The sequence below is a fragment of the Infirmifilum tikiterense genome (assembly GCF_054696565.1).
This window is the reverse complement of the sequence record NZ_CP182482.1, coordinates 191,607-211,586: the sequence shown is the minus strand read 5'-3', so window position 1 is coordinate 211,586 and position 19,980 is coordinate 191,607. Positions and strand designations below refer to the sequence as shown.

Below are 19,980 nucleotides of genomic sequence, written 5' to 3'. Positions count from 1 at the left end.
TTTTTACCTTTCTCTTCTCCTTTTAGCGTGTCCGCCTCAGACGTACTCGGCATTCTCAACCTCCCACCCTACAGTAGGAGGGGTTTCGTTAGGCAGCCCCAGGGCCCCCGCCTCAGAGTAGGCGTCTCGTCCCTGGACTCGCTCCTGGCCGGGGGGCTCGAGCCGGGCTGCGTCTACGACTTCTCCGGGGAGGCCGGCAGCGGCAAGACCCAGCTGTGCATGCAGCTCTCGGTTAACGTCCAGCTCCCGCCCGACTCCGGCGGCCTGGGTAAGAGGGCGGTGTACATTGACACTCGGGGCGACTTTTCCCCCGAGAGAGTCGTCGCCATGGCCCTCGCCCGCGGCCTCGAGCCCTCTGAAGCCCTCGGCGGCATAACCTACGCGCGCGCCCTGAGCCTGCAGCACCTCCTCGTCCTCCTGGACAAGTCCCTCCAGGAGGTCGTCGCGGGGGACGCCGGGCTCCTCGTGATCGACGAGCTCACGGGGCTTCTGCGCTCCGAGGCTTTGGATGCAAGGGAGAGGGCAGAGGCGTACTCGAGCGTCGTGAGGGCCCTCTGGCGCGTGGCGAAGGCGGGATGCGTGGTCGTGGCGACGAGGGACGTTGTCTCAGCCGACGGCCTCTCCCCGGCTGGGGGGGCCCACCTGGACACCTACGCCTGCCTCTCGGTCATGCTGAAGCGCCGAGGCGAGCTCAGGGACGCCGTAGCCCTCTCGAGCCCATGGAGCAGAGCCTCGGCTACGTTCAGGATAGGTGAGGGCGGTGTCGAGGAGCCCTAACCCGGAGCAGATCCTGCGCGGCGGCTTCGTGCTCGAGCTCGCGGGGAGGCCGGGCTCCGGGCGGCGCTACGCGGCCTATGGGCTCGTTTCAAGGCTAGGCGGGCGCGCCCTGTACCTGGACTACTCGGGGGCAGCGTGGAGGTCTGGCGGGGGGTGGCGCGGAGTCTCGTTCGAGACCCCCGACGGCCCGCTCGAGCTCCTCTCAGCCTTCGCCGGAGCGGAGGAGGGGCTGGTCGTCCTGGACAGCGTCCCCCGCGTCTTCCACGCGTTCCAGCTCGACTACAGGTCGCGGTGGGGGCTCGTGGCGTCGCTCCTAGCTCTAGCCGTGGACAGGGCGTCCCGGGGCCTGGGCTCCCTCTTCATAAACTACTGGGACGGGAGCAGGAGCTTCGGCGAGCGCGTGCTCGGGGTCTACTACACCCACAGGGCCCTTGCCGCCAGGAGGGACAGTCGCGTGATCCTGGAGCTCTACCACCCTATCAGCCTTGTGCTGGAGCTCCCCCTTTAACTGCCCCCACTGGCCCCCTTAAAGTTCGTCATCTTTGGTCGGCCTCGGGGTTGCCCCACGGGGGTGTCGCATCGCCCTAGTGGGCCTGCCCCTCGAGGGGGCTTCCGGGGAGGAGCAGCCGGCGGCCGCGGCGCCCACTGCGGGCAGCGGCGGCCAACCGCGGGCCGGGGCCTAGCGTCGCTGGGCGCTCAGGCGGTAGTGCCTCGCCAGCTTTTCGGCTAGCTCCTCGACCTCGGCTTCTTCGAGGAGCAGCTTCAGCGCGTGCAGGGCTGGAACGCTGTCCCTCTCGAACTCCCTGCCGCAATCCGTGCAGCGCATCACCCTCGTCCTGGCCCTCTTTCTGACCTCCTCCAGCTTCGCGCCGCACAGTGGGCACCTCTTGGAGGGCAGTGTCCTCTCTACTGTCACTATACCTTCAAAGCCGAGGGCGTTCTCCAGCCTCTTTGCGAAGCTACGCAGAGTCCTCTGCAGGCCGTTGTTCCTCAAAGACTCGTCGAATGGGACGTCCACGAAGACTAACGCCCCTCTACCCTTAAGCTCCCCCGCTATCTTTGCGACGGCGCTCAGCAATGCGGCCCTGCGTCGCCTGTAGGCTTTTTTCAGCGTGCACCTCGCGGTTGCCCAAGCGCCAGGGCTCCTGGACTTAGCCGCGGCTCGCTGCAGCACCTTAATCCTCCTCCAGTTCACCTCAGGCACCTTGAAGCGCCGGATTGTGAAGCTCCCGTTTCTGAGGTCGTAGGCGAGGAAGTAGAAGCCGTGACTGCTGTTTATATCTACGACCGCGATCGCTTCCAGGTTTTCGAGCAACTCCTCCACGCTCAGGCTGTGAGAGCAGTGGAGCACGACGTTTATCTCTCTATCTCCCTTCACGGCGATGTACCTCGACAGCCTGCCACCGCTCTCTTTACAAGCATCCTCCTGCCTCCCCAGCCACTCCGCTCCGCGCTCGGGTAACGGAATGCTGTAGACCCTCCTGTAGAGCCTTATAATAAGCTCTTTTCCCCGAAGATCCGCTCCCTGCTGTTTCAGCGTCCACGAGAGCAGCGGGAACCGCAGGTAGCTCCTCTTCTTCGGTATCCTCTGCGCCACCACCTTGTCGAACGCGTCCCGGTAGGCCCACGGAAGAGCCCTCCAAGCCTCCTCCAGCTCCTCGCTGCCGAGGCCGAGCAGTTTCTGCCAGTAGCGCATCGAGGCTTTCGGCTGGTAAACTCGTTCGATGAACTCCTTGAGCTCCTCAGGCAGCTCCGCCTCGAATTTCAGCACCCTGAACCCTTCGACCGCTAATTTGCTGTTACTATGGGGGCTACCCATACGCTCCCCCCATCCGCCCCCACCCCCGGAGAGGCGGGGTGCGGGGGAGGAGCGCACGGGCAGCCCCGTAGCGGCTCGAGGACAGCATGCTGTGCCGTCGCAGAGCACGCGGCACGCAGGCACGTACAAGCCGCTAGTGCTCACACAGCCTGCGACCCGGCCCAACCCCTCCCCATACACCCCGAGGCACCAGGGGGCCAGCAGGCGGCCAGCGGTGGGGGGTTCAGCGATGAAAAGCGGCCCCCGCGCCACACCCCACAGCCCCGCGCACCCCCAACGCAGGGCAGGGGCATGGCGCCGCCAACGCTTCGCTAGCGGCCCGTCCACCCCCAGGGGCTGGGGGCCGGCTGCCAGGGGGCGGGGAGCAGCCGAGGGCCGCCGAAACCCAACCCCTCGCCCTAGCCCGCGCCCAGGCCGCGTGGGCGTGGAGGCGGGCCTCGGGCGGCCGGCTTGCAGGCGGGCACTACCGGCCCAGGGCCAGGCCGCGTGGGCGTGGCCCCGCGTGCCGGCACTTTCACGCCTCAGCGGCCGCGCTGGGAGCCCGCGTGGGGATCCCTGGGGGCGCGGCGCTTCATTGACGTAGCCCGCCACCCCCCTCGCGGGGGGCCCGGCCTCCCCCTCTAACCCGCTCCCACCACGTCCCTGAGGAGCGTGGAATGGTGGGTTAGAGGGGGTAAAAAAGGGTTGGTTTTCGGCGGCCCCGGCCCATGGCTCCACCGCCTCTCCCCCCTAAACACTAGTGCGCTGAAAGCGGTGGAGAGGTGCCCGAGGCCCGCTGGCCTGCCTTACGCTACCCCCTCCCGCCCACTATCTTTTCCCCGAGAGTGCAGGCGCCCCCTCTTCCCCTTTGACGGGCGCCAGTTTTCTCGGGGAAGCACCCTGGCCCGCACCGCTAAAGCCGGCTCACCCCTTCACCGGCCGCTGCTTGCGGCAGCGGGCCTCATTCTTCCCTGCGCGGAGGGGGTTAATATTTGCTCCGATGATTACCCTGAAAGTATAACATCGTTACACTCTGTTAAAGGCTGGCTGCTTCACCCGCGCATACGGCTATGTGAGGAGGGCGAGGATATGCAGCCACATAACAACGGTCATGCTGTACCAGAGGCAGCTGAGGCTAAGCGCCTGATATGCCTCAGGGCTGACTTGCTACAGGCCACCTCCTCGATGCTGTAGCCGAGCAGGGCTAGGAGATTGCAGGCCCTCCTCGTCAGGTAGACGTAGCGCACATCGCCGGTTATGGTCTCTTTCACAAGGCCCGTCGTGCACAGCCTCTCTATCGTTCGCGGAAAGCTACACGCGCTTTGAGAGCGGGGTAACGTTATTTAGCCGTAGCGGCCTGTAGAAACTGTGTCTATCGCTGCGCCTAGGAGGAGCGTCAGCCTCCTCGATGTGTACAAGATCTGGGACCTGTTCGTTGGCCTCGAGGGCTCTAGGCTAGCGAAGGCCCTGCTTCGGGGTGAGCTAGCCGTCCTCCAGTTCTCAAGCGGGGTGCTTCTCTTCCATCCGAGGAGGGGGCCTTGCCCCGCGCTCGGTGAGGTGGAGATCACGGTTCCTCAGCGCCTGAAGCAGCTGGGGGACCTTGAGGGCAGGCGCGTCACGGCCGTTAGTATATTAAATGACGACAGAGTTCTGGCCCTCGACTTCCACGGGTTCACGCTCGTCCTGGAGTGGGTTAGGGAGGGGAACGTTATCCTCCTGGACGGAGAGGGCAAAATACTCTACGCCTACAGGCAGAAGTCGATGCGCGACCGCTCCGTCAAGCTTGGGGAAGCCTACACCCCGCCCCCCAAGCTGGCCGACGCCTCAGAGCACCCCCTCGTTGTTGCGGAAAAGGCCCTGGCGCTGGGCCGCAGGAGCCTCGTCACGGCCCTCTCCCAGGCCTCCTCTCTCCCGCCCGAGGTCGTGTACGAGGCAGCCTTCCGGCTTGGAGTGGACCCCAGCTCGCCTCCCAGGTCGGTCGGGGAGGCCGTACACGTCTTGGAGAAAGCCAGGGAGATCTTCGTCGAGGCCCTCGAGGATAAGAGGGGCGGCTACGTGGTCGAGTCCGGCTCGCTACGCTCGGTGTACCCCTTCAACCCGCTGCACCTAAGCGACCGGGCGGTCAGGGTGGATTTCCCAGCCGAGTTCCCGCGCTACATGGTCGAGTCCCTGCTCGCGGAGGAGCACGCCCCCGAGCCCTCGCCGGCGGAGAAGGCCTTGGAGGCTTTGAGGAGCCTCGAGGCCGCTGCGCGCCTAATCCTGGACAACGCGCCGAGGATCCAGGGGGTGCTCGAGCACTACAGAGTGCTCCGTGAGCAGGGGCTCAGCTGGCAGAGCATAGAGGAGGCTATGAGGAGCGCGTACCCCGAGGTTAAGAGCATAGACCACGAGAGGTGGAGCATCGTGGTGTCAATTGGGGGTGTTGACGTGGGGGTGGACGCCAGGAGGAGCGCTTACGCGAACGCGGAGTCGCTCTTCGAGAAGGCTAAGTCGCTTAAGGCGAAGATGCCGCAGCTCGCCGCGAAGCCGGAAGAGCCCGTCAGGGTGAGGGTCTCCCCTAAAGGCGGCGGGCGCGAGCCCTGGTACAGGGACTTCAGGTTCTTCTACACCACCAACGGCTTCCTCGTCGTCGCGGGCAAGTCCGCCGGCCAGAACGAACTGCTGGTCAGGAGGTACATGGAGGACCGCGACATTTTCCTGCACGCGGACATCCACGGCGCTCCTGCAACAGTCCTGAAGACGGATGGCCGCGAGGTCCCCGAGAAGGACATATACGAGGCGGCCCAGTTCGCCGCCTGCTACAGCAGCGCTTGGAGGGCCGGCTTGGCGGCAATCGACGTCTTCTGGGTCCCCGCGTCTCAGGTCTCCAAGTCTCCCCCCAGCGGCGAGTACCTGGGGAAGGGGGCGTTCATGATCTACGGGAAGAGGAACTGGATCCGCGGGGTGCCGCTGGAGCTCCTAGTCGGCTACGACGGAAGCAACGTCGTGGCCCTACCCGCCTCGAGGAGCCCTCAGGAGGGCTGCTTCCTCAAGCTCACGCCGGGCCCGCTCTCCAAGGAGCTCACCTCCAGGAAAATCGCGGACTTCCTGGTGAGGGAGTGCAGGGTGAAGGTCAAGGCTGCGGACGTCCTCAAGCTCCTCCCCTCCGGAACCTTCCACGTCGAGAGGTGGGTTAGAGTTGGCCGCGCCTGGCCTCATCTGCCCCCTTCACCTTTCTGAGGGCCCGCTAGGGTCATGGGTCCCCTTGCGGGGGCCGCCCCGGCTGGGCGGCCTTCTGCCCGCGGCGACGCGGGCACATCCCCTCCTCGCACCGCGCGCGGCACCCCCGGACCGCCCCTGCTCGGGGAGCCGGGGGAACTGGGGCCGGGGCCTGCAGGCGTTAGGGCTGTCTTGTGGCTCTGTAGCCAGCTATGCAGTGCTTCGATGTGCTTCTCTGCTCTGCACGCCCTCAGGAAGAGCTTCGCGGCGTTGAACGCCGCGGTCCAGTCCCTGCCGTAGACCAGGCCGCACTTCGAGCAGCGGTAGTACCTCCTCCTTACCTCTACGCCCCAGGTTCCGCACCTGGGGCACTGCCTGCCCGAGACGTTGTTCTCCGGCTCGAACCACCTAGCGCCCTCGTAGAGCGCTAGGTTCTCCAGCCTCTTTGCCACTTTGAGCAGTGTTCGCTGTAGCCCCGAGCCCTTCAGGCTTTCGGCCCGGGGCACGTCCGCTACGAATACGACGGTGTAGCCCTGGTCCCTCAGCTTCCTGACCAGGCCTCTCATTTCCTTGAGCACGCCTCTAATCCAATCGTCGTTGAGCTTCTTCACCTTCCTCGACGCCTGCCTTGCAATGCGCTCTGCTCTCTCAGGGGTCAGGTTTAACCTTGCCCTGAGCTTCTCGGCGAGCCTCAGCGCCTCCTCCACCGCTGAGCCCCTCCCCTCTCTCTGCATTCCTCTGACATCCCTCCTTTGCTTGAACCTTTGTATGGCTTCACTCCAGCTCTTGACCTTAGAGTAGCTGCGCATCAGCGCCGCGAGGAGCCTCAGCAACGTCGTGTTGGGAGGCTTGAACACGCGTTGCGCCAAGAGCCTGGCTTTGCTGTCGAAAGTGAAGGCAAGAAGGTAGAGCCCGTGATTCGAGTTCACGTCCAACGCTATCACCGCGAGTCTGTCGTTGCCGTTCCACCACGCCTGCTTGACCGCACGGTGCGCAACAAGGCGTAGCCTGCCTTTAGCCGTTAGTTGCAGCGTCAGCTTAACGTTGCCGAAGCGCTCGACATCCTCCATCACCGCTCTGACCAGCGAGGGCCTCAGCATTATCGCAATGTTAACGCTGGGGACGCGCAACACGCCCCTGGATGCGTCGAGCACCGTAGCGGCGCTACGGGCGCCAGTTTTCTCGGGGAAGCACCGTGTAGCCCGCACCGCTAAAGCCGGCTCACAGCTCGCCGGCCTAACGCGTGCGGCCACGGGCCTCAGTTGCATTCCAGGGGAGGGGGTTAATATGTGCTCCGATGATTATGCCGAAAGTATAACATTGTTATGTTAATTGTGAGCCTCAAAGGTTTTAGGCGGGACAAACAGGCCGCAGGCCCTCTCGGTGAGGTAGACGCAACGGGCGTTACCTACCACCGCCCCCCTCACGAAGTCCGCGAGACGTAGCCTCTCGAGGGCGCTGGCTGCACGCTTGGTGTTCCTCGTGCCGAAGGCCCTGGTGACGAGCTTCGGTTGCCTCAGGCGCTACAGCGCCTTTGCGAGCCTGTCGCCTCAAGCCAGCTGGCTACGCTCTCTCAGACCCCCCTTGTCTACCAAGGCCATCGTGCTAGGAGGCTGGGGGAATGTAAAGTTATCACACACGCTGTGTCCGCTAAAGCTGCGCACGCGGTGCTCGAACACCCTCCTGCAACTTCTTCCAAACCCGCTGGAAGCGAGGGAAGCCGTAAGTCGAGCACGGGAAGAAACAAGGGAAAATTAAAAAAGTAGCATTGCTACAAAAGTATCATTGTGACTTACAGCGAGGGAGTCCTGAAAGCCGAAACTTTGCAGGGAGTCTTGGAGGAAGTGAGGCGGGATGCGTTCAAGAGCCTTGTGGCCTTGGTGGGGGGAGAGCCGGTCTACCTGGGCTCCCTCCTGTCGAGAGTCGTTGGCGGTAGGAGCAGAGTAAGGGTCGTCAGAGTATCAGGCAGGCCGGCCTTCAGCGTGGCCCTGAGGAAGGTCTCCGCCGGTAGCTACCTCGTATCGGAGAGGGGCAACAGGGCCTACACCCCGCGCTCCCTGGTGGTCTACATGCTCGAAACAGGGATGCTGAGCGCTCAAGCGCTCCTAGAGAGGCTCAAGCCCCACAGGCTGCCGTGCCTGAAGTGCAACTCCACGCTCAAGACGGCCGTAACGGCTCTGCGGGAGAGGGGCTCGATCGCGCTCCCAGTCTGCTACGCCGGCCAGGTTACCGGCGTTCTCACGGTCGCCGACATCGTGCACTACATCCTCAGCGCCGAGGACTCGAAGCACCGGCTGGTCCACACGAGGGTCTCGCGCGTGGCGGGGTCTCTTCTCGAGCTCGAGCCTCTGGACGAGCTGGACCCGGTCGACGCGCTCAAGAGGTATTCCATGCTCTCAAACCGGACGACCGGCGGCGTCCACGTCTACGACTCATCTAGCCTTCAGAGCGCTCTAGCAGCAATAGCGGGTGTAACATAAATGGAGGTGCTGGTAGACGGCATGCTGGGCAAGCTGGCAAGGTGGCTTAGGTTGCTGGGAGTTAAGGCTCTTTTCTACCCCAACGCCGAGGACAGCGAGCTGGAGTCCGCTCTCGAGGAGAACCCCCAAATGCTCCTCCTCACCAGGGACAAGGCCCTCTACAGCCGGCTCACTAGGAGAGGCTTCAAGGTGCTCCTCGTCCCCCAGGGCCGCGACGAGGACGTGCTCGCCCATGTCCTGAGCGCGCTGGGTGTGGAGCCCGCATTCAAGCCGGATAAAGCGCTCTGCTCTATCTGCGCCTCACCCCTACTCCGCGTCCCCCGCGAAGCCGTCGCGGGCAGGGTGCCTGAGAAGGTTTTCCAGACTTACAGCGAGTTCTACGTGTGCACGGGGTGTGGACAAGTTTATTGGCTCGGTACTCACATCAGAGAGATGGAGAAAGTGCTGGAAAAGGTGAGGTGCATTCAGAATGGTAAAACTCTCTGTTGAGGAGGGGGGCTTCCTCGTCAGGCTCGCCAGGAGGGCTGTGGAAGAGTACCTCGATAAAGCCGTGATAATCTCTCCTCCACCCGAGACGCCTAGAAGCCTGCTGGAGAGCTCCGGCGTCTTCGTAACGATCGAGAAGATCGTCGTCAACCCGCTCACCAGGCAGGCTAGGCGGGAGCTGCGGGGCTGCATAGGGTACCCGGAACCCCTCTTTCCCCTAGCTGAAGCCACAATACGCTCGGCGATCGCGGCCGCAACAGAGGACCCGAGGTTCCCGCCGCTCACGCCCAGGGAGCTGGACGAGGTGGTCTTCGAGGTCAGCGTTCTGACGAAGCCGGAGCCCCTCCACTACACCGACTACAGGGAGCTCCTGGACAAGGTGAAGGTCGGGCGCGACGGGCTCCTAGTCGAGTACGGCATGGCCAGGGGGCTCCTCCTACCGCAGGTCCCGGTCGAGGAGGGATGGGACACGGAGACTTTCCTGAGCTACGCGTGCCTAAAGGCAGGGCTCCCCGAGACGTTCTGGAGGACGGGGAAGCTCAGGGTTTACACATTCCAGGCCCAGGTCTTCGTGGAGGTGACGCCACGCGGGGAGGTCACCGAGAGGCTCCTGGAGATACCGCCCTAGCTCCTGAACCTTTCCGACCAATAAAAAAGATAACTTAATTATTATGTCCGACGAGGATTCGTGTAGGAGTCAGTGGTGGGCTAAGTGGCCAAGGAGATAAAGGTCTTCCTCCCCCGTGACCCGAAGGCCCAGGAAATGCTCGAGGCCTTTAAGGCTGAGATGAACGCGATGCCTAAGGGGGAGAGGCCTCGCCTGGTTGTCAGGCTCCTCAGCCTGAAGGACCCCTCGAAGTTCGAGGAGTGGCTTCAGAGCCTAGAGGAGGTGTTCGGCGGGATATACGTGGCGGAGTTCAAGAAATATGGGATCAAGGCGGTTCCAGCCGTGGTCGTGGATGACGAGAAAGTGGTGGAGGGCAAGTACCTCAGCCGCCAGGAGATAAAGCTCCTCGTTAGGGGCCTCTCCTTCGAGCTGGCCAGCATACCGCCCCTAGAGACGCCCCGAGAAGAGCTGCAGCCGGTCGAGGTTCCCATGGAGCAGCCACCGGTAAAGCCGGTCCGGCCGCAGCAGGCACCGCCGAAGAAAACGGTCGAGACACCGCCTCCCATAGAGCTAGCCCCCGTCGAGGTGCCTGAACTCCCAGAGCCCGCAAGGCTGGAGGAGCCCAAGGTGAAGCAAGCACCCCCCGCGCCGCAGACCAAGCCCCAGCAACCCCCTCAGTACCCTAAACCGCAACCCGCCGAGAGAACCATACGGGCTGAAGAAAAAGCCCCCGTGAAACCGCAACCCGTGGCGCCTCAGCCCCCTCCAAGGGAGGAGGGGCTCGCCGGCACCTGCTTCACCTGCCTCTTCTATGATCAGGCCAGAGGTAGGTGCAGGTTATTACATGTCGCGGTACCTGATCCTAACAACCCTCCGTGTGGCAGGAGGAGGCCGCGGCAGTGAGCGTTGCATTGAGCAATCAAACCTTTAAATTCAGGGAGGGCGCTATACAAAGGGGGGTTGATCGTGTCTGCTAATGACCTACCCTATAGTGTTCTCGTGGAGTTCTACGAGAAGATCGAGAGCACGTCCAGCAGGCTGGCCATGACAGACTACCTCGTGTCGCTCTTCAAGAGGACGCCTGTGGACGTGCTGGACAAGGTAATCTACCTCACCCAAGGGCAGCTCAGGCCCGACTACGAGGGAGTTGAGCTGGGTGTCGCGGAGAAGCTCACGCTGAGGGCGATATCTAAGGCGACAGGCGTCCCGGTCAAGAACGTGGAGGAGCTGTACAAAAAGGTAGGCGATCCGGGTGTTGTCGCTGAGCAGTTGCTCTCCAGGCCGAAGCAGGCGGCGGGTCTGCTCGGCTTCATAGGCCAGGAGGGCGCAAAGCGTGAGCTTACAGTCTCTCAGGTCTACAACGCGCTGATGAAGATTGCCCTAGCCTCGGGCGAGGGAAGCCAGGACACGAAAATAAACACCCTTGCGAGCCTGCTGTCGGACGCTAAGCCGAAGGAGGCTAAGTACATCGTGAGGACGGTCACGGGCAGGCTCAGGCTGGGCATAGCAGACATGACCATACTCGACGCCCTAGCTGTGGCCTTCACGGGCTCGAAGGCCGCTAGGGATATCCTGGAGAGAGCTTACACGAAGAGGCCCGACCTGGGCTTCATCGCTAAGGAGCTAGCTTCAAAGGGCATTGACGCTGTAAAATCTATCAAGATAGAGGTTGGGATCCCAATCCTACCCATGCTAGCCGAGCGCCTGAGCGATCCAGCCGAGATCATCGAAAAACTCGGGGGGCAGTGCTTGGTCGAGTACAAGTACGACGGCGAGAGGGTTCAGGCTCACAGGAAGGGGGATAAAGTCTGGCTCTTCAGCAGGCGCCTCGAGAACATAACGCACCACTACCCCGACGTCGTCAGCTACATGACCTCTCTCAAGGCCGAGGAGTTCATAGTTGAGGGCGAGATTGTGGCGTACAACCCTGACACGGGTGAGATGCTGCCTTTCCAGGAGCTGATGCACCGCAGGAGGAAGTACGACGTGGATAAAGCCATGAAGGAGTACCCTGTGAGGGTCTACCTCTTCGACGCCATTTACCTGAACGGCGAGGAGATTATCGAGAAGCCTCTCCCAGAGCGAAGAAAGGTTCTCGAGTCGATAGTCCCCGAAGGCAGCGACGACGTGCTGCTCTCCAGGGCTAAGCTCGTCGACAACCCCAAGGACCTCCTCCTGTTCTTTGAGGAGGCGATAAGCGAGGGTTGCGAGGGGGTGATGTGCAAGTCCGTCTCGGCCCAGAGTGTCTACCAGATGGGTGCCAGGGGCTGGCTCTGGATCAAGTTCAAGCGCGACTACAGGATGGAGATGACGGACACCGTGGACCTGGTCGTCGTCGGTGCTTTCCACGGAAGGGGGAAAAGGGCTGGCACCTACGGAGCCCTGCTTATGGCGGCCTACGATCCCGAGAGCGACACCTTCAAGACCGTCTGCAAGGTGGGCACAGGGTTCACCGACGAGGACCTCGCCAACCTCCCGAAACTCCTAGAACCGTACCGAATCCCCCACCGCCATCCACGGGTCGTGTCTAGAATCGAGGCAGACGTGTGGTTCGTGCCCGCGGTAGTGCTAGAGATAATCGGAGCCGAGATAACCCTCAGCCCCCTGCACACCTGCGCCCTCGGCAAGATAGAGGCGGAGTCCGGCCTAGCCATCAGGTTCCCGAGGTTTACGGGGAGATACAGGTTTGACAAGAAACCCGAGCAGGCCACCACGGAGGCGGAGCTCATCGAGATGTACAAGTCGCAGCGCAAGACTGTATTGCAGCAGTGATCTACTCTTGCCCGGAGCGCGCCAGCATCTTGTTAAGGGTCCAGCGTAGAGTGCTTTTAATCTCGTTTACAACCCTCTTGTCCCCGTAGTTCCTTATTATTATCTTCCTGAGCAGACCCTTATCCTCCACGATCTCGTACTCGAATACCTCGTCCGGCGACTTTTCGCCCCTCGCAACGAGGTCCTCGTCCTTCCTCTTGTAGCCCTCTAGAACTTTCCTCACGAAGAACGACTCGAAGGGTGGAGTGCCGGCAGAAAACTCTTTAGTGAAGACGATCTCAATGCTTTCAGGGTACACGATAACCTTAGCCAGCTGCTCGCCTGTGGTGGCGGAGGTGATGAGTGCCTCTTCGAGTGGCGTGCCCCCGGCCTTAGCCCCTGCGGTAGCCGCGGGTCTAGCTTCCGCAGCCGTGGCCTGGGGCGTTCTCTGGAGGAGCTCTGAGGCCCTCATGAAGCTTGTAGAGGAGAGAGCCTGGTTCACGAGCCGTAAAGCCTCCTCGAGTAACGTCTCCTCGCGCCTAAGCTCCTCCAGCCTCCTCTCCAGGTACTCCTTCACTTCAGCCAGCCTCTTAGCCTCCTCGCTCAACCAATATGCACCTGCTTAGTAGGTTGAAGACGTCTTAATTATCTTTATCTGCTTTTCCTTTGATCCTGCACACTGGCGCCGCCTGGAAAAGAAAAAACATAACCCTGCGATGCTACTGAGTTCTCATGGTGTCAGCCCCATCTTTCCTGGTTTCAGGGAACGCTAGCATAGATGAGTACTACCTCGTCGACAGAATCCCAGCCGCAGACGAGGCACAGGAGGCGAAAGACTTCTTCGCAAAGCTCGGGGGTGCCGCAACAAACGTGGCGGTTGCCCTCTCCAGGCTAAAGGCTAGAGTCACCTTCGCAGGAGTAGTCGGGAGCGACGAGTACGGGGACCTCATAGTGCGGTACCTGAGCGAGGAGGGCGCGGCGACCCACTGCGTGGTCAGGTCGAGTAAACCCACAGGCAAGGTTGTGGTAATCCTGGACAATGCTGGCCGCAGAGCGATGGTGGCTGTAAGGGGTGCAAACACGGATCTCAAGCCGGGCTTCATCGACGCCGATGCCATGTTTAAGGGGGTGAGCCACGCTCACTTGAGCAGTACTAAACCCGACTACACTCGATGGGTGCTGGCGGAGGCTAAGAAGAGAGGCCTCTCGACGAGCTACGACCCCGGTATGGCGATCGCCTCCAGGGGGTTGGAGTACGTTAGGGATGTGCTTGGGCTGGTCGATGTGCTATTCGTCAACGCCCGTGAGTACGACGCCCTAGGCGGCGAGGCACTGGAGAAGGAGTACCGCGGGCTACTCGTGGTGAAGGAGGGGGAGCACGGCTCGAGGATCCCAGGGCTAGGCCTACAAGTACCGGCTTTCAGGGTCAGCGCCGTCGACACCACGGGTGCAGGCGACTCGTTCAACGCGGCTTTCCTAGTTGCCTGGAAGCTCGGCCTGCCGTACGAGAAGTGCCTCGCCATAGCGAACGCTGCTGGCGCCATAAAGTCCACGAAGCTGGGGGCGCAGTCCTCTCCCACACTGAGCGAGCTTAACAGATTCCTTGAGTCCAGGGGTCACGAGCCGCTCGTCTTCTAAAGTTTAGAGCAGGGTAAAGTTCAATAACGTGTTACCCCTAAAGATATCCTGCAATGCGGGGAATTCCATGCAGAAGAGCGATGTGAGTTGTTCCCCACTCTGCCCCTTCAGAGCCTTTACTTGCTACAAAAACGCCCTCGTTTATAGGCGAACGAGAAGAGGGGTTGAGGCCTTCTGCACATGGATCGGGGACAGCTGCATCGGCTGGAAATGCCAGTTCTCCGGGTGCACGAGGCACGCTCTAATGCCGGATGGCACCTGCAAGCTCAAACTCGAGGCTCTGAAGCACAAGAAAGAGGAAGAGGAGGACTTCTCGATCGAGGAGGAGGCTAAGGCGCTAGATAGGCAGGTCTACAGCAAGATCAGGGACAAGCTCAAAAAGCTAGGCCCTAAGGTGAGCGACCTCGAGTGAGCTGCGGGATAGGTTTAATTTCAAGCTACGTGTGAATCAAGGGGTGAGGTAGTTGAAGATCCTCCTCATCCACGCACGGAGCTTCGAGTACGAAGCAAGGGAGAAGGCCGTTGACTCCGCTGAGGAGCTATCTGAAGGTAACAGGACTGGCCGCGCGGAAAACACGCTGGTGGCCTTTGTGACCGTCGAAAAAGGCGACTCCTCAGATCCAGGTATCGCTGAAAAAGCCGCTCAAGAGATAAGGGATGTGTACACTCGCGTGGGCGCGTCTGAAGTCGTGCTGTACCCTTACGCGCACCTCTCTGACAACCTCGCTGAGCCCGGCGAAGCGTTACCGTTGCTGAAATCCATCGAGGAGCTGTTGAAGGCGCAGGGTGCGAGCGTCAAGAGAGCCCCATTTGGCTGGTACAAGCGCTTCACTGTCGAGTGCTACGGACACCCGCTCTCCGAGCTCTCGAGAACGATAAGGCCCGGTGAAAAAGCCAGGAGGGGGTTCGAGGACTTCGCGGTGATGCTCCCAGATGGTAGGGTAGTCGGGATCGAGGAGCTGCCCAGCGGACTACCGGAGGACTTTGTCGCACTGCTCGAGGCAGAGGTTTTCAAGCGCCGGCGCGAAGGGGGTGAACCGTCATACCTAGAGTACTGCCGGAAATTCGGCTTCGAGTGGGAGCCCATGAGCGACCTCGGCCACATGCGGTACGGACCAGAGGCCACTATAATCGTTGAAGTGGTTGCCGAGTACGCTTGGCGGGTAGCCCGGAGCTTAGGGATACCGGTGTACAAGGTGAGGGGCACCAACACCTTCAACCTCGAGCACAAACCCGTTCTGCAGCACGCGCAGCTCTACGGAGACAGACTCTACCAGCTGGAGGTCGACGACAAGAAACTAATACTCAGGTACGCGGCGTGCCACCAGCAGTTCGCAATGATAAAGGACTGGGATATAAGCTACAGGAACCTCCCCCTCGGGATGCTCGAGATAGCTGACAGCTACAGGCTTGAGCAACCCGGCGAGCTACTGCTCTGCTTCCGCCTCAGGAAGTTCACCATGCCTGATCTGCACATCTTCTGTAAGGACCTTCGTGAAGCGATGGAGCTCTCCTTCAAGGTGCACGAGAAGATATACGAGGAGATCCGGAAGCTGGGCCGCGACTACGTCAGCATATACAACTTAACGAAGTCCTTCCTCGAGGCCAACAAGGAGTATGTTAAGAAGCTGGTTGAGGCGGAAGGGAAGCCTGTTCTTCTGCATTTCGTCCCGGAGGGCAAGTACTACTGGGTTCTCAACGTTGAGTACAACATCATCGACGAGCTCGGCAGACCCAGGGAGATAGGAACATTCCAGATCGACGTCGGCAACGCTGAGCGCTTCGACATCACCTACGTGGACGAAAATGGGCAGCGCAAACACCCGGTCATCATCCACACGGCGCTCATCGGCTCTATCGAGAGGTACATTTTCGCCGTTCTCGACACCGCGGCTAAGAAGGCTAAGGCCGGGGGCCTACCCTCCCTCCCTGTCTGGCTATCACCAGTCCAGGTGAGGGTAATCCCGTTTACGAAAGAGTTCCTCGCAGAGGCTGACAGGCTTGCGGACATACTGGAGGCCGAGGGCTTCAGGGTTGACATAGACGACAGGGACGAGAGCATATCGAAGAGGATAAGGGACGCTGAGGTTAAGTGGATACCCTACGTGGTGGTCATAGGGAAGAGAGAGGCCGAAACAGGGAGGCTGAGCGTCAGGGTGAGGGGAGAAGGACAGCTGGAGATGGACCTTCACGAGCTGCTGAGCAGGCTCAAAAGGGACACGGAAGGCTACCCGCTGGTCAGCTCGAGGCTTCCAAGGTATTTAAGCCTCAGACCGAGGTACAGGTAACCGCGGCTCAAGGGGCCCAACGGGAGGCGGTGCATTCTTTGGCTCTGAAGCTCTCGCTTCGTGACCTCTACTACAGGAAAATCCTTCTTACGAGGGAGCTCGAGAGCAAGCTACCCCTAGATGCTGCCCTGAAGGTTAGGGGTGATTACCACGCTAGAAAGCCGCCCAGACCCTGCGGCGCAACAGTGCACAGCGTTGTTGGCTGTGCTTACCGGTGCACATACTGCTACCTCCCGGACATGGGGGTTAGCAACTCCGTGTACAACATTTACGCTCTTAGCGGGGAGGAGATGACTTATGCCCTGCTATCAAACCCCTTCTTCCTCCCGGGAAGGCTCGGTACCTTAATAGCAATTGGAAGCCTGGGCGAGCCTTTCGTTGACGATTCGGCTTTTCACCGCACGCTCGAGTACCTTCAAGCGTTTAGCAGGTACCTTGGCAATCCCACTCAGTTCTCTACCAAGAGTGCTCTTAAAGAGACTCAGGTCAGAGCTTTAGCCTCTGTTAAGCTTCCCTTAAGCCCCCTGGTAACGCTGGTGACTCTAACAAAAAGTGAGCGTCTCGAGCCTGGAGTACCATCCCCGGAAGCTAGGCTAGAGACCATTAAGATGATGAGGAAAAACGGGCTACACCCGGTGGTGTTCCTCAGGCCGCTCATCCCTGGCGTCAACAGCGAGGAGGTCGATGACATACTTGCGGCGTCTAAAGCCCACGGAGCTGTCGGGGTTGTGGTCGGAGGGTTTAGGGTCACCCCTTTAATACTCGACCGCCTTGAGAAGGCAGGCTTCGACACCTCCGAGATCAGAAGAAGGGTGAAAGCCGAGCTCAAGCAGGGGAAGCAGCTCCCAGTGGAGCTTCATGATGTGAAAAAGGAAGCCCTGGCCATCGCTAGGGAGAAGGGTTTAGTCCCCTTCCTCAGCGCCTGCTGCGCGAACAACTACACGGCCATGCTCCACGACGGGCTCCGTGCTCCATGCCCGGGGCTCGACTACATTGACGGTAAGTTCTGCACGCTTTGTCCCGTTAATTGTCCAGGCATCCAGACAGTTGTAGACGAAGTTGAGGTGAAAGAATTCGTGGAGAAGCTGACGTCGGTTAAAGTCTCGGAGCTACAGCTGGATGAAAAGTTTATCTACCTGCGTCTAGCCGGGAAGAAGAGGATTCCGCCGCACGTTAGAGCAGTGCTTGAGATCGGATACAGGAGAAAGGTGGTCGTGAGATGAAAAACCCTATGCGGAATTTCTTTCAAAGGGTTCTCTGGGATAAGAATCTGGATAGGAAGACTGTAGTTGTGAAAATCCTATCAAGGGGCTTTCAAGGCGGCATCGAGGAGTTCACAGGTGAGAGCGTGACCGGCGTCACGCGGGACGGCTTACTGGTGGTGATCGGGGGAGTAGCTAAATTTATCCCGTTTCACCGGATAATCGAGATAAAATGCAGAGGTAAAGTTATCTTCAGTAAAAAAGAATCAATTTACAGCTTCGATGCTTGATTGCTAGAGCCCTCTCTCTGCGAGGTAAACCATTAAGTCCACTAGCCTGCAGGAGTAGCCCCACTCGTTGTCGTACCACGCGAACACTTTAACCATGTCACCGTTCTTCCCGAGGACGTCGCTTGCTAGGGCATCGTAAATGGACGAGTGCGGGTTTCCGATGATGTCGCTGCTGACGATCGGCTCGTCCACGTACTGCAGTATACCTTTAAGCTCCCCCTCAGCCGCTCTTTTGAACGCGCTGTCCATCTCCTCCTTCGTGACCGGCCTCTTCAGCAGGGCTGTGAAGTCGACCAGCGATCCGTCGGGCACTGGAACGCGTATCGCGATGGCGCTGAGCTTCCCTTTGAGCTCGGGGTACACCTCCATGATAGCCTGGGCCGCTCCTGTAGACGTGGGAATTATGTTCTGCGCGGCGGCTCTGGCCCTCCTGAGATCCTTGTGCACGAGGTCAAGTATTCTCTGGTCGTTTGTGTAGGCGTGGACAGTCGTCATCATGCCCTCAACTACTCCGAAGTTCTCGTGCAGAACCTTAACCACGGGCGCGAAGGCGTTCGTCGTGCACGAGGCGTTGGATATTATGTGGTGCTTTCCCGGGTCGTACAGTTTGTGGTTCACTCCCATAACAATAGTGATGTCGGGGTTCTTGGCAGGTGCAGAGATCACGACCTTTTTAGCTCCGGCTGTCAGGTGCTTAGACGCGTTCTCCCTGTCTGTAAATAGACCGGTAGATTCGAGCGCGAGATCGACCTCCATCTTAGACCAGGGTAGCTGAGACGGATCTTTCACGCTCAGAACCTCTATCTCGTAGTTCTCGATGACAAGCTTATTCCCCTGAACCTCCACCCTCCCCTTGTACCTGCCGAACACGCTGTCGTACTTGAAGAGGTGGGCGAGGGTCTTTGCATCAGCTAGGTCGTTCACGGCTACTACGTCGAAGGTCTTCAAGAACTTCTCGTTCTGCAGGGCAGCTTTCAGAAAGTTTCTACCTATCCTTCCAAAACCGTTTATTCCAACACGGTAAGTCATGGTCTAGTCCCCAAGTGTTATTTTTGCAGAATAGGGATATAAAGAAGTTTTAAGCACACCCAATAATTATTTGCTTTACATAGCGGCTCCGCCCTGCACGAGCTCCCCATCATTCGGGCCTTCCGAGCTTCTTCACAGCCGATACTACACTACCTGAACTCCTAATAAAAATGCCCGTTGAGCATTCGACAAATCGCTAAAGCATTTATAACAGATGTACAAACTCCATCCACGATGAATCGAAGCAAAGGCGCTAATGAGTGGTTCAGCGACCCCTCCCTCCGGGAGATCGCCGCGAAAATCGCCGGGGAAATTATTATGTCCGAGAACCCTGGAGGAGAAATGAGGAAGTGGCGCGAGAAGTTCAGCCTAACGCAAGTTGAAGTCGCGGCCCAGATGGGAGTCTCCGCATCTGTCCTAAGCGACTACGAAAGCGGTAGGAGGAAGTCTCCCGGAGCCAAGTTCGTTGCGAGGTTCGTGAAGAGCCTGATCCTTAAGGATATCGAAAGAGGTGGCATAATTCTCTCGGGGCTCAGGCGCATACTGCTAGGCTCCGACCTCCTGAGGGAAGCGGTGATAGACATGCGCGAGTTCAGCATCCCCATATCGATCGCTCGCTTTTGCGAGGCCATAGAGGCAGACCTGATAGTAGGCTCAGCCTTCGTCTCGACCCCGTTGCTAGGCTACACCCTCGTCGACAGCATCAAGCTTGTTCTAGACGTCCCATCGTACGACTACGTAAAGCTGTACGGTGCTACAACCCAAAGAGCCGCGATATTCACCCGTGTGTCTTACGGCAGGAGCCCTATGGTCGCTGTTAAGTCTATGCAGGCTGGAATGGGCGGCCTGCGCCCAGCACTAGTGGTCCTGCACGGAGTTAAGAAGGTCGATGAGCTGGGTCTGGAGATAGCGAAGAGGGAAAATATCCCCCTTGCTGTGACCCGTGTGGAGGACTTAAATGAGCTGATAAACAAGCTGAGGTCGATTAAGTAGTTTTTCACTCGACTTTAACCTTAAACTTCTCTACCCGTAGAGGAACCTCGACCTCAAGTATGCCTCTCTTGAAGGTGGCCTTGATGTTGTTAACGTCGGCATTGTCCGGGAGGGGTATCTCGAGCTTGTACCTCGAAATCCCCCTTCTTAGAAACGCGAACTCCTCTAAGGCAAAAGGTTTAGAGAAGACGGCCTCGATCCTCAAAACATTCCCTTCTACCCTTACGTCTATGCTCTCCTTATCTTTAACACCTGCGAGGTCAGCGCAGATTTTTATCTTGTCGGATGATCGCCGGACCTCGTAGAGGGGGACGACCGTTTTCTCCTCCTGAGCGGCGAAGGGTTGAAAGAGTTCTTCCTCGAATCTGGCGACTTCTTCTCTGATTCTCTGGAACTCCTTCATGATCTCCTCGAGTTGTTTCCTTACCCAGGACTCCATGCCG

20 protein-coding genes are annotated in these 19,980 nt (G+C 59.8%); 14 read left to right on the top strand and 6 right to left on the bottom strand.

All coding sequences use genetic code 11. The features are described from left to right. The first annotated feature begins 27 nt into the window (after window positions 1–27). Both ACNO7C_RS01190 and ACNO7C_RS01185 read left to right on the top strand, forming a co-directional pair. A complete protein-coding gene (locus ACNO7C_RS01190; protein ID WP_460025205.1) occupies window positions 28–777 on the top strand; it encodes a hypothetical protein in 750 nt (249 codons plus the stop codon). Continuing rightward, window positions 761–1,285: a hypothetical protein gene (locus tag ACNO7C_RS01185; RefSeq protein WP_460025204.1), complete on the top strand. Its 525-nt coding sequence runs from the start codon at window positions 761–763 to the stop codon at window positions 1,283–1,285. Before ACNO7C_RS01190 ends, ACNO7C_RS01185 begins: the two co-directional genes overlap by 17 nt. Window positions 1,286–1,456: 171 nt before the next feature. Here ACNO7C_RS01185 and ACNO7C_RS01180 read toward each other — a convergent pair whose 3' ends face one another. Together ACNO7C_RS01180 and ACNO7C_RS01175 are read right to left on the bottom strand one after the other, a co-directional pair. Next, a complete protein-coding gene (locus ACNO7C_RS01180) occupies window positions 1,457–2,596 on the bottom strand; it encodes a nuclease/transposase family protein (RefSeq protein WP_460025203.1) in 1,140 nt (379 codons plus the stop codon). A gap of 1,088 nt (window positions 2,597–3,684) precedes the next feature. Continuing rightward, the gene (locus ACNO7C_RS01175; protein WP_460025202.1) at window positions 3,685–3,846 is read right to left on the bottom strand and encodes a hypothetical protein; all 162 of its coding nucleotides are present in this window, start codon (window positions 3,844–3,846) and stop codon (window positions 3,685–3,687) included. A 97-nt stretch (window positions 3,847–3,943) separates the two neighbouring features. Here ACNO7C_RS01175 and rqcH point away from each other — a divergent pair, with 97 nt between their 5' ends. Further along, complete coding sequence (gene rqcH, locus ACNO7C_RS01170) at window positions 3,944–5,794, top strand: ribosome rescue protein RqcH (RefSeq protein ID WP_460025201.1); 1,851 nt, start codon at window positions 3,944–3,946, stop codon at window positions 5,792–5,794. On the opposite strand, the gene ACNO7C_RS01165 is transcribed toward rqcH, so the two are convergent. Continuing rightward, the gene (locus ACNO7C_RS01165) at window positions 5,770–7,026 is read right to left on the bottom strand and encodes a zinc ribbon domain-containing protein (protein WP_460025200.1); all 1,257 of its coding nucleotides are present in this window, start codon (window positions 7,024–7,026) and stop codon (window positions 5,770–5,772) included. The two genes, rqcH and ACNO7C_RS01165, sit on opposite strands and share 25 nt — an antisense overlap. A 534-nt stretch (window positions 7,027–7,560) precedes the next feature. Between ACNO7C_RS01165 and ACNO7C_RS01160 the strand changes: the two genes are divergently transcribed. From ACNO7C_RS01160 to ACNO7C_RS01140, 5 genes are all read left to right on the top strand, one after another. Beyond that, complete coding sequence (locus tag ACNO7C_RS01160) at window positions 7,561–8,253, top strand: CBS domain-containing protein (protein WP_460025199.1); 693 nt, start codon at window positions 7,561–7,563, stop codon at window positions 8,251–8,253. Next, complete coding sequence (locus ACNO7C_RS01155; RefSeq protein ID WP_460025198.1) at window positions 8,254–8,742, top strand: Mut7-C RNAse domain-containing protein; 489 nt, start codon at window positions 8,254–8,256, stop codon at window positions 8,740–8,742. Next, window positions 8,723–9,367 carry a TIGR00296 family protein gene (locus ACNO7C_RS01150; protein WP_460025197.1) on the top strand — a complete coding sequence of 215 codons (645 nt, stop codon included), beginning with the start codon at window positions 8,723–8,725 and terminating at the stop codon, window positions 9,365–9,367. The genes ACNO7C_RS01155 and ACNO7C_RS01150 overlap by 20 nt, the downstream gene beginning before the upstream one ends. A gap of 84 nt (window positions 9,368–9,451) precedes the next feature. Next, window positions 9,452–10,249 carry a thioredoxin family protein gene (locus ACNO7C_RS01145; protein ID WP_460025196.1) on the top strand — a complete coding sequence of 266 codons (798 nt, stop codon included), beginning with the start codon at window positions 9,452–9,454 and terminating at the stop codon, window positions 10,247–10,249. Window positions 10,250–10,309: 60 nt separating this feature from the next. Continuing rightward, window positions 10,310–12,118, top strand: a complete 1,809-nt coding sequence (locus ACNO7C_RS01140) for an ATP-dependent DNA ligase (protein ID WP_460025948.1) — start codon at window positions 10,310–10,312, stop codon at window positions 12,116–12,118. Between the two features lies 1 nt (window position 12,119). On the opposite strand, the gene ACNO7C_RS01135 is transcribed toward ACNO7C_RS01140, so the two are convergent. Then, complete coding sequence (locus tag ACNO7C_RS01135) at window positions 12,120–12,704, bottom strand: hypothetical protein (RefSeq protein ID WP_460025195.1); 585 nt, start codon at window positions 12,702–12,704, stop codon at window positions 12,120–12,122. A gap of 125 nt (window positions 12,705–12,829) precedes the next feature. On the opposite strand from ACNO7C_RS01135, the gene ACNO7C_RS01130 reads away from it, so the two are divergent. The 5 genes from ACNO7C_RS01130 (at window position 12,830) to ACNO7C_RS01110 (ending at window position 17,515) form a co-directional block, all read left to right on the top strand. Continuing rightward, a complete protein-coding gene (locus ACNO7C_RS01130; protein WP_460025194.1) occupies window positions 12,830–13,735 on the top strand; it encodes a carbohydrate kinase family protein in 906 nt (301 codons plus the stop codon). 244 nt (window positions 13,736–13,979) lie between these two features. Beyond that, window positions 13,980–14,147, top strand: a complete 168-nt coding sequence (locus ACNO7C_RS01125) for a hypothetical protein (RefSeq protein ID WP_460025193.1) — start codon at window positions 13,980–13,982, stop codon at window positions 14,145–14,147. 52 nt (window positions 14,148–14,199) lie between these two features. Beyond that, a complete protein-coding gene (locus ACNO7C_RS01120; protein WP_460025192.1) occupies window positions 14,200–16,023 on the top strand; it encodes a threonine--tRNA ligase in 1,824 nt (607 codons plus the stop codon). A 38-nt stretch (window positions 16,024–16,061) separates the two neighbouring features. After that, window positions 16,062–17,246: a radical SAM protein gene (locus ACNO7C_RS01115; protein ID WP_460025191.1), complete on the top strand. Its 1,185-nt coding sequence runs from the start codon at window positions 16,062–16,064 to the stop codon at window positions 17,244–17,246. Next, window positions 17,243–17,515 (top strand): DUF504 domain-containing protein, encoded by a 273-nt coding sequence (locus ACNO7C_RS01110; protein ID WP_460025190.1) that lies wholly within the window; start codon window positions 17,243–17,245, stop codon window positions 17,513–17,515. Before ACNO7C_RS01115 ends, ACNO7C_RS01110 begins: the two co-directional genes overlap by 4 nt. Window positions 17,516–17,518: 3 nt before the next feature. Here ACNO7C_RS01110 and gap read toward each other — a convergent pair whose 3' ends face one another. Continuing rightward, window positions 17,519–18,544, bottom strand: a complete 1,026-nt coding sequence (gene gap / locus ACNO7C_RS01105) for a type I glyceraldehyde-3-phosphate dehydrogenase (protein ID WP_460025189.1) — start codon at window positions 18,542–18,544, stop codon at window positions 17,519–17,521. Between the two features lie 234 nt (window positions 18,545–18,778). Here gap and ACNO7C_RS01100 point away from each other — a divergent pair, with 234 nt between their 5' ends. After that, a complete protein-coding gene (locus ACNO7C_RS01100; RefSeq protein ID WP_460025188.1) occupies window positions 18,779–19,537 on the top strand; it encodes a helix-turn-helix domain-containing protein in 759 nt (252 codons plus the stop codon). Between the two features lie 4 nt (window positions 19,538–19,541). Here the strand turns inward: ACNO7C_RS01100 and ACNO7C_RS01095 are convergent, their stop codons facing one another. Beyond that, a complete protein-coding gene (locus ACNO7C_RS01095) occupies window positions 19,542–19,976 on the bottom strand; it encodes an Hsp20/alpha crystallin family protein (protein ID WP_460025187.1) in 435 nt (144 codons plus the stop codon). Window positions 19,977–19,980: the final 4 nt, after the last annotated feature.

What these genes read in the sequence shown, in the direction of transcription:
- ACNO7C_RS01150 (WP_460025197.1), top strand. Translation starts at nt 8,723, where the DNA reads ATGGTAAAACTCTCTGTTGAGGAGGGGGGCTTCCTCGTCAGGCTCGCC.
- ACNO7C_RS01100 (WP_460025188.1), top strand. Translation starts at nt 18,779, where the DNA reads ATGAATCGAAGCAAAGGCGCTAATGAGTGGTTCAGCGACCCCTCCCTC.
- ACNO7C_RS01110 (WP_460025190.1), top strand. Translation starts at nt 17,243, where the DNA reads ATGAAAAACCCTATGCGGAATTTCTTTCAAAGGGTTCTCTGGGATAAG.
- ACNO7C_RS01130 (WP_460025194.1), top strand. Translation starts at nt 12,830, where the DNA reads ATGGTGTCAGCCCCATCTTTCCTGGTTTCAGGGAACGCTAGCATAGAT.
- gap (WP_460025189.1), bottom strand. Translation starts at nt 18,544, where the DNA reads ATGACTTACCGTGTTGGAATAAACGGTTTTGGAAGGATAGGTAGAAAC.
- ACNO7C_RS01125 (WP_460025193.1), top strand. Translation starts at nt 13,980, where the DNA reads ATGCCGGATGGCACCTGCAAGCTCAAACTCGAGGCTCTGAAGCACAAG.
- ACNO7C_RS01155 (WP_460025198.1), top strand. Translation starts at nt 8,254, where the DNA reads ATGGAGGTGCTGGTAGACGGCATGCTGGGCAAGCTGGCAAGGTGGCTT.
- ACNO7C_RS01095 (WP_460025187.1), bottom strand. Translation starts at nt 19,976, where the DNA reads ATGGAGTCCTGGGTAAGGAAACAACTCGAGGAGATCATGAAGGAGTTC.
- ACNO7C_RS01180 (WP_460025203.1), bottom strand. Translation starts at nt 2,596, where the DNA reads ATGGGTAGCCCCCATAGTAACAGCAAATTAGCGGTCGAAGGGTTCAGG.